This is a genomic window from Bacillus cereus group sp. BfR-BA-01522 (assembly GCF_022662635.1).
GTDB classification, from domain to species: domain Bacteria; phylum Bacillota; class Bacilli; order Bacillales; family Bacillaceae_G; genus Bacillus_A; species Bacillus_A cytotoxicus.
This window is the reverse complement of sequence record NZ_JAKUDY010000003.1, coordinates 377,755-384,659: the sequence shown is the minus strand read 5'-3', so window position 1 is coordinate 384,659 and position 6,905 is coordinate 377,755. Positions and strand designations below refer to the sequence as shown.

The window sequence follows — 6,905 nt, the reverse complement described above, 5'->3', positions numbered from 1 at the left end:
TGTGGCATCTTCCTCGGGTCTGATTGGTATGCAACTGCAAGGTGCAATGGCTATATTCGCTGTCAATTTAAAACGAATCCTAACCTTGATGAAAGAAACAAAGTAAAAAAGAATAAAGAGAAAGACGACTTTTCATTCAAAATTGAATGAAAAGTCATCTTTCTTGTTTTGTATCTGGTTTATAAACCGAAAAACGTAAGTTTTTCAGTGGCCTCCTTCATCTACGGAGCCTTTTTGTTAGGAAATACTATATATGTTATTAAAAATACTGATAGATTTGATTATCATGGTGAAGCTAATCGAGAGTATAAAATATTTTGTGTAAATGAAAAAATACAAAATAGAAAGAACTTTTCTAGTAGAAGGTTACATTAGGAAGTTTATACAATATTAGTTTGGTATAGTTATAGTGTAAAGAAAAACTATTTTGATATAAATGAACTTTTGTTATATAATATTTTTATAATAATTGATAGAAAATATTCGTTTTTATATTAAGGGGAAATATAAGTTTTTATGAAAAATATAGATTTTATACTCGAAAGTGATGAAATGTTAAAGCCCTCTGAACGGCTCATATTGTTATTATTAGAAAAACATAGGATGCTGTATACAAATGATTTATTGGCGCTATCTAATTTATCGTATAAAACATTAACAGATTCCTTAACAGCGCTTGTTGCGAAGTCGTATGTACTGAAAGAGACAGGGAAAGGAAGAAGACAAAATTGTTATAGATTAATTTAAATAAAAAGAAAAATCTTATTTTTGATTGAAAACAAAAATAAGATTTTTCTTTTTATTTGCAATTTTTGTTTTTTAGATTTAGATACACAAAAAAATAAAAAATGAATTCAAAAAATAATACAAAAGAATATGACTTCAAATAATTATGTTATGTAAACTAAAAAGAAGCTTTTCATTCTCTATCGGAATATAACGAAGTGTATTAAAGTATGTTGATACAGAAATATAATCAAAGCAAGAAATAATAGCAATTTTACCGCTGTTCGTTTTTTGAAGGCATAATTTGACAAGTAACGGATGAAGTAGCGTAAACTACAATTTTACAGCACAAAAAATAAAATATTCAGCTGAAATATAAAGATGTCGTCGAAAGCTATCTGGAATTGATTGATTAATGAGATTTTTTTATAGAGGAGCTTGTTTTATATGAGGAGAATTTAGAATCATACAAGCTCATATGGAAGGCAGTAAAATAAAATGGGTTAGGAGGATTCCAATGATGAGGAAACTCAAAAAGGTAAATGTTCCTAATACAATGCAACATCAATCGCAGTCTAACGAATATCGAGTTATAAATAAGAAAAAAATAAGGCGTTTTCTTCTCGCACTTCTATTTATTGTCTCCTCAACACTTTATGTGCAATATATACTTACAAAGCAACAGGAAATGATTCAAAAGAAGCGTGTTATAGTTGAAAAGCAACAAAAACAACTTGTATATTTAAAGAAAGATTCTGAGTATTTAGAGGCAAAGGTTGAAAATTTAACAAATAATGAGGAAGAAATTTTGCAATTTGCAAGAAAAGAGTACCATTTTTCGAAGCCGGATGAAACAATTTTCATATTAACTGAATAATTATAATTGTACATAAAAAATAGTTAGCGAGAGCTGACTGTTTTTTTGTTACTGTTGATGTACTGTAAGTTGTTACATATATAAGGAAGATTGAAGTTTCACACTTTACTTGTATATAGAGTAGTATGAAGTGCGTCTATAAATTATATTTTTCCTGAAGGGGGTCAGTTTGAATAATTCTTGAGATAAAATATTGTAAAAATTCTGTTAATTATATATAATTTTAATAAGCACACTCTTTTTTAACGTATTTCCGAAAGAAGTCTCCTATCTTCAATGAATGTGAGGACTTAGCCCGGTGGGAGATGAATTTTGATTGGTGTTAGCCAAAGTCTTGGATCTAATTAGTATTAGATATATGTTTATTAGCATGAAAATAAAACTCTTGATGCAAGAGGAGGAATTCGGTCAACTAACCGATGGATTTACAGTTTATACGCTTGTTAAGAAAAATGCTACCCTTGCATAAGAAAGGAAGATACATGTGTACGCTTCTAATACGATCTACATCGTAGGGGATGCAAAAGCGCCTCAAAATAATCCGATTACTGAAAAGTTTAAAAGTTATTTTGTAGCATTCGTACTGGAGAGAGATACAGGAGAAATTATAGATGCAGATTGCTCCGCAACTATTGCCTTAACTTCTCAGTTTGTAAAGCATTTATTTTTACATAAAAATATAAACGATTCGCATCTAGCTGATGAAATTAAAGGGCGTTATTTTGGCTCATCGCAAAAGGCACTACTTGTAGCGTTAAAGGACGCACAGAAAAAATATAATCAGATTGCTGCTTTGTCTACTTCTTCATAGACAAAATCCAGCCGTAAGACGCTTTTCTTATGGCTGGATTTTTTTATTGGACAAAGAGGAAAGGGTGGGAAATTTGAAAATTATAGATGTAAAGGTAAAGCGCCGATTGATTGAACTTCATACTCCGTTTAAAACAGCGCTGCGCACTGTAACAGAGATTGAAAGTATTGACGTTTTTCTCCATATAGATAATGGAATGGTAGGAAGAGGAGCTGCTGCTCCAACTCCGGTTATTACAGGTGATTTTGCAAGTGGAATTGAAGAGGCGATTTTAGGACCGATTCGCTCTAGTTTAATAGGAAAAGAGATTGAGCAACTTCATTCCTTATTATCATATGTTCAAAAGAGTTGTATTGGAAATACGAGCGCGAAGGCAGCAGTAGATATTGCTTTATATGATGCGTATTGTCAATTTCATAACATCCCGCTTTATGCCTTATTGGGTGGAAAGAAGGAATTTTATACAGATATTACGGTAAGTGTTGATGATCCTATATCGATGGCAAAAGAAGCGAAAAAGCATGTGGAAAAAGGATTTCAAACGTTAAAGATTAAAGTTGGCCAATCCGCTCGGTTAGATTTAGAGCGAATTGAGGCCATTAAAAATATCATACCGAAGGATATTGCGCTCCGGTTGGATGCCAATCAAGGATGGGAACCGAAAGAGGCCGTTTCCATTATTAAAGAAATGGAAAAGAGAAATGTAAATATCGAATTTATCGAACAGCCTGTTCATGCGCAAGATTGGGAAGGATTGAAATATGTCAAGAATCATGTATATATACCAATTATGGCTGATGAAAGTATTTTTTCAGCGGAAGATGCATTAAAGCTTGTTCAAGGACATTATGTTGATTGCATAAACATTAAATTAATGAAATGTGGCGGGATACGCCAGGCATGGAAAATTGCTGATGTCGCAGAAGCGGCAGGTGTGAAATGTATGATTGGCAGCATGATGGAATCATCGCTTTCTGTAACAGCCGCAGCGCATATAGCGGCTGCGCATCCGAATATTCATTATGTTGATCTTGATGCGCCGTTATGGCTAATGGAAGAGCCAGAAGGAATCAGTTATAGCGGAGCGAAGGTAAACTTACAGTTTTAGAAGAGTTATTGTTTCAAAGAATGATAAACTAGCAAATGATTTTTTTAAGGAGGATTTGTATGAAAAAAGTGGGGACTACATTATTAACAAGTCTATTTCTCTTTTCATCTTTCTCAGCAGTAAGTGCGAAAGAAAGAATAGGAAATACAGCTTTCATTGATGTTGCCGCTGCAACGCTATGGACTGGTCCGAATCTACTTCGTCCCATTGATGAGCCGAGCGCAAGCAATCCTGTGGATCTATGGAAGTGGACGAAATCTATGACACTTGATGAAAAGCTTTGGTTAACAAATACAAATAAGCTGGAAACACAAGCGTTATTAGGGCAGGAAGTAACCGTTATTGAAAGGCAAGAAGAATGGGTGAAAGTCATTGTACATGGACAACCGACGCCAAGAAATGAACAAGGTTATCCAGGATGGATGCCAGAAAAACAACTAACGTATCACCAAGAATTTGCGGATAAGAAAAATCAGTCCTTTGTTTTAATTACAAAACCTACAGCCATCTTATATATCAATCCTTCCGACAAAAACAAATCGTTAGAGGTCAGTTATAATACACGTTTGCCACTTGTAAGCGAAGATACCATTTCATATCGTGTTCTATTACCAAATGGTCAAAAAGCTTGGTTACGTAAAAAAGATGGTACGGTATACCATTCACAAAATGATATACCGATGCCAACAGGGGACGATTTAGTGAATACAGGTAAAGTATTTTTAGGACTGCCATATATATGGGCTGGTACAAGTGGATTTGGATTTGATTGCTCTGGATTTACACATACGATTTACCAATCACATGGTATTACCATTCCGCGTGATTCAGGCCCACAGTCAAAAGCTGGCATGGCGGTAGAAAAAGAACAGTTACAAAAAGGAGATTTAATTTTCTTTGCTCATGATGGTGGAAAAGGAAATGTTCATCATGTAGGAATGTACATTGGGGATGGAAAGATGATTCACTCTCCGAAAGCGGGAAGAACGGTTGAGATTATTCCGGTAGACACACCTGGATATATCGAAGAATATGCCGGAGCTCGGCGTTATTTACCATAATCAAAAATGATAGGAGGATGGAAATGAATCAGGTTATTCGTATTTCATTCATTAGTATGTTACTGGCTTCTTCCTTTTTAGTTGGTTGTAGTGCAGAACAATCAACGACGAATTCGAAAGAAGAGAAGAAAGTATTACAATTAACGGAAACAGGAGAAATCCCATCATTGAACTCAGGAAAAGTGACAGATGCGATTTCGTTTAACGTTTTAAACAATGTGATGGAAGGGCTATTTCGATTATCAAAAGATGATGAAGTCATTGCAGGAATGGCTCAAAATTATGAAGTGAGTCAAGATGGTAAAAGATATACATTTCATTTGCGTGAAGCAAAATGGTCAAATGGAGACCTTGTCACAGCACATGATTTTGTTTATGCATGGAAACAAGTGATCAATCCAGAAACAGCTTCACAATATGCTTATATTATGTATGATGTGAAAAATGCAGAAAAGATCAATAAACAGCAATTAGGATTAGACGAACTAGGGGTAAAAGCAATAGATAATAAAACTTTTGTTGTAGAATTAGAGCATCCTGTGCCGTACTTTACGAAGTTACTTTGTTTACCAACTTTTTATCCAATTCATGAAAAATATGCAAAGGAACAAAGAGAGAAATACGGTTTAGAAGCTGATAAAACTGTATATAATGGCCCGTTCACATTATCGGAGTGGAAACATGAAGCAAGTTTCACTATGAAAAAGAACAATCAATATTGGGATAAAAAAGAGGTAAAACTAGATGAAATCAACTATCAAATTGTAAAAGACATTTCAACTGTCGTGAATTTATATGAAACAAATAAAATTGATCGAGCTGTTATTTCAACAGAATTTGTTGATAAATATAAGAACAATAAAGAACTGAAACAATTTACGGATCCTATTATGTATTTCTTTCGTTTTAATGAAAGTGTACCGATTTTGAAAAATAAACATGCACGCCTAGCTTTAAGTATGGCTTTTGATAAAAAGGATCTTGCTACATCTTTTTTAAATGACGGATCAGAACCTGCCAATTACTATATTCCAAGTGGCTTCTTATTAGATTCAGATAATAAAGATTTTAGAGAAACGACGACAGAATTTAATAAAACAAATGTGAAACAGGCGAAAGAATATTGGGAAAAAGCAAAACAAGAAACAGGAACAAATGAAGTTACGATTGAGATGTTAAACTACGATTTAGAAAACTTTAAAAAAGTTGGAGAGTACATTAAAGAGCAGCTTGAAAAGAATCTTCCAGGTTTGACGATAAACGTAAAGTTACAACCTCATTCTCAAAAACTAGCATTAGAGAAAAAGAAAGAATATGAAATGTCATTATCACGTTGGTTACCAGATTATCCAGATCCCATGACATATTTAGAGGTTTTTCTTTCTGAAAATGGAGTGAATAATACGGGATATGCAAATCCAGAGTACGATGCATTACTGAAAAAGATAAAACTAGAGTTAGGAAATGATGAACAGACACGCTGGAAAGCAATGCAGGATGCGGAAAAAATGTTGCTTGAAGATGCGGTCATTGCACCGGTATTTCAGCACGGATTATCGTATTTACAAAAGCCATACGTTAAGAATTTATACGTACATCAATTTGGACCAGCAACAACTTTAAAATGGACCGATATTAAAAAGTAAAGGTTATGATTTAAAGAGCAGACTTCGTTTTATACGATAGTCTGTTTTTATTTATAGATATACTTTCTCATTGCAGTGATGAAGGAGTTAGTATGGTATAATTTACTAATCTATCAGATAAAAGGGGAAATATACTTATGAGGAAGGATATAGAAACAAAGAGGCTATATATGAGACGACCAAGCATGGAAAATCGGGATGAGTTCTATGAAATCGTCAAACAAGAGGAAGTAGGTAAGTGGCTAGCAGTCGCAAGGGGAATGTTGCGAGAAGAAGCTGAGCAGTATATTGATCAACTCATTTCACATTAGAAGCAGAATGGATTTGGTGTATGGTTTTTATTTCATAAAATAAGCGGAGAATTACTTGGGCATTGCGGATTAAGATACATAGATGGAACAGAAGAGGGAGAGATTATGTATTTGCTTAATCCGAAGTTTTGGGGGAAAGGTTATGCGACTGAAGCAGCTTATGCAGCCATTCAATATGCTATTTATGATTTGAAGCTTACTACATTAAAGGCACGAATTAAAACGAAGAATATGAAGTCAAGAAATTTGTTAGAAAAGATAGGGTTTACGTATACGCATGATAGGAGGAAGAATGGGGATACATTATTACGCTTTGAGTATAAATATGTAGATTAGTGATAAATATTTTTCGGCCTAGTATATGT

General features: G+C 33.9%; 6 protein-coding genes and 1 pseudogene. All 7 read left to right on the top strand.

What is annotated here, in order from left to right:
* The first annotated feature begins 516 nt into the window (after positions 1–516).
* On the top strand, positions 517–747 hold the full coding sequence (locus MR059_RS07035) for a hypothetical protein (protein ID WP_012094417.1): 231 nt from the start codon (positions 517–519) through the stop codon (positions 745–747).
* A 499-nt stretch (positions 748–1,246) separates the two neighbouring features.
* Complete coding sequence (locus MR059_RS07030) at positions 1,247–1,603, top strand: FtsB family cell division protein (RefSeq protein ID WP_041810395.1); 357 nt, start codon at positions 1,247–1,249, stop codon at positions 1,601–1,603.
* A 484-nt stretch (positions 1,604–2,087) separates the two neighbouring features.
* Entirely contained in the window at positions 2,088–2,414 is a 327-nt protein-coding gene (locus tag MR059_RS07025) for a DUF3870 domain-containing protein (RefSeq protein ID WP_012094415.1), read from the top strand.
* Positions 2,415–2,487: 73 nt separating this feature from the next.
* The gene (locus MR059_RS07020) at positions 2,488–3,522 is read left to right on the top strand and encodes a dipeptide epimerase (protein ID WP_041810393.1); all 1,035 of its coding nucleotides are present in this window, start codon (positions 2,488–2,490) and stop codon (positions 3,520–3,522) included.
* Positions 3,523–3,581: 59 nt separating this feature from the next.
* Complete coding sequence (locus MR059_RS07015) at positions 3,582–4,583, top strand: C40 family peptidase (RefSeq protein ID WP_242161681.1); 1,002 nt, start codon at positions 3,582–3,584, stop codon at positions 4,581–4,583.
* A gap of 23 nt (positions 4,584–4,606) precedes the next feature.
* Positions 4,607–6,229: a peptide ABC transporter substrate-binding protein gene (locus MR059_RS07010; protein WP_242161680.1), complete on the top strand. Its 1,623-nt coding sequence runs from the start codon at positions 4,607–4,609 to the stop codon at positions 6,227–6,229.
* A gap of 137 nt (positions 6,230–6,366) precedes the next feature.
* Positions 6,367–6,876 (top strand): annotated as a pseudogene (locus MR059_RS07005) (GNAT family N-acetyltransferase).
* Positions 6,877–6,905: the final 29 nt, after the last annotated feature.

Excerpts from the sequence above, each read along its gene's own strand:
- MR059_RS07015 (WP_242161681.1), top strand. The coding sequence starts at position 3,582 with ATGAAAAAAGTGGGGACTACATTATTAACAAGTCTATTTCTCTTTTCA.
- MR059_RS07035 (WP_012094417.1), top strand. The coding sequence starts at position 517 with ATGAAAAATATAGATTTTATACTCGAAAGTGATGAAATGTTAAAGCCC.
- MR059_RS07010 (WP_242161680.1), top strand. The coding sequence starts at position 4,607 with ATGAATCAGGTTATTCGTATTTCATTCATTAGTATGTTACTGGCTTCT.
- MR059_RS07030 (WP_041810395.1), top strand. The coding sequence starts at position 1,247 with ATGAGGAAACTCAAAAAGGTAAATGTTCCTAATACAATGCAACATCAA.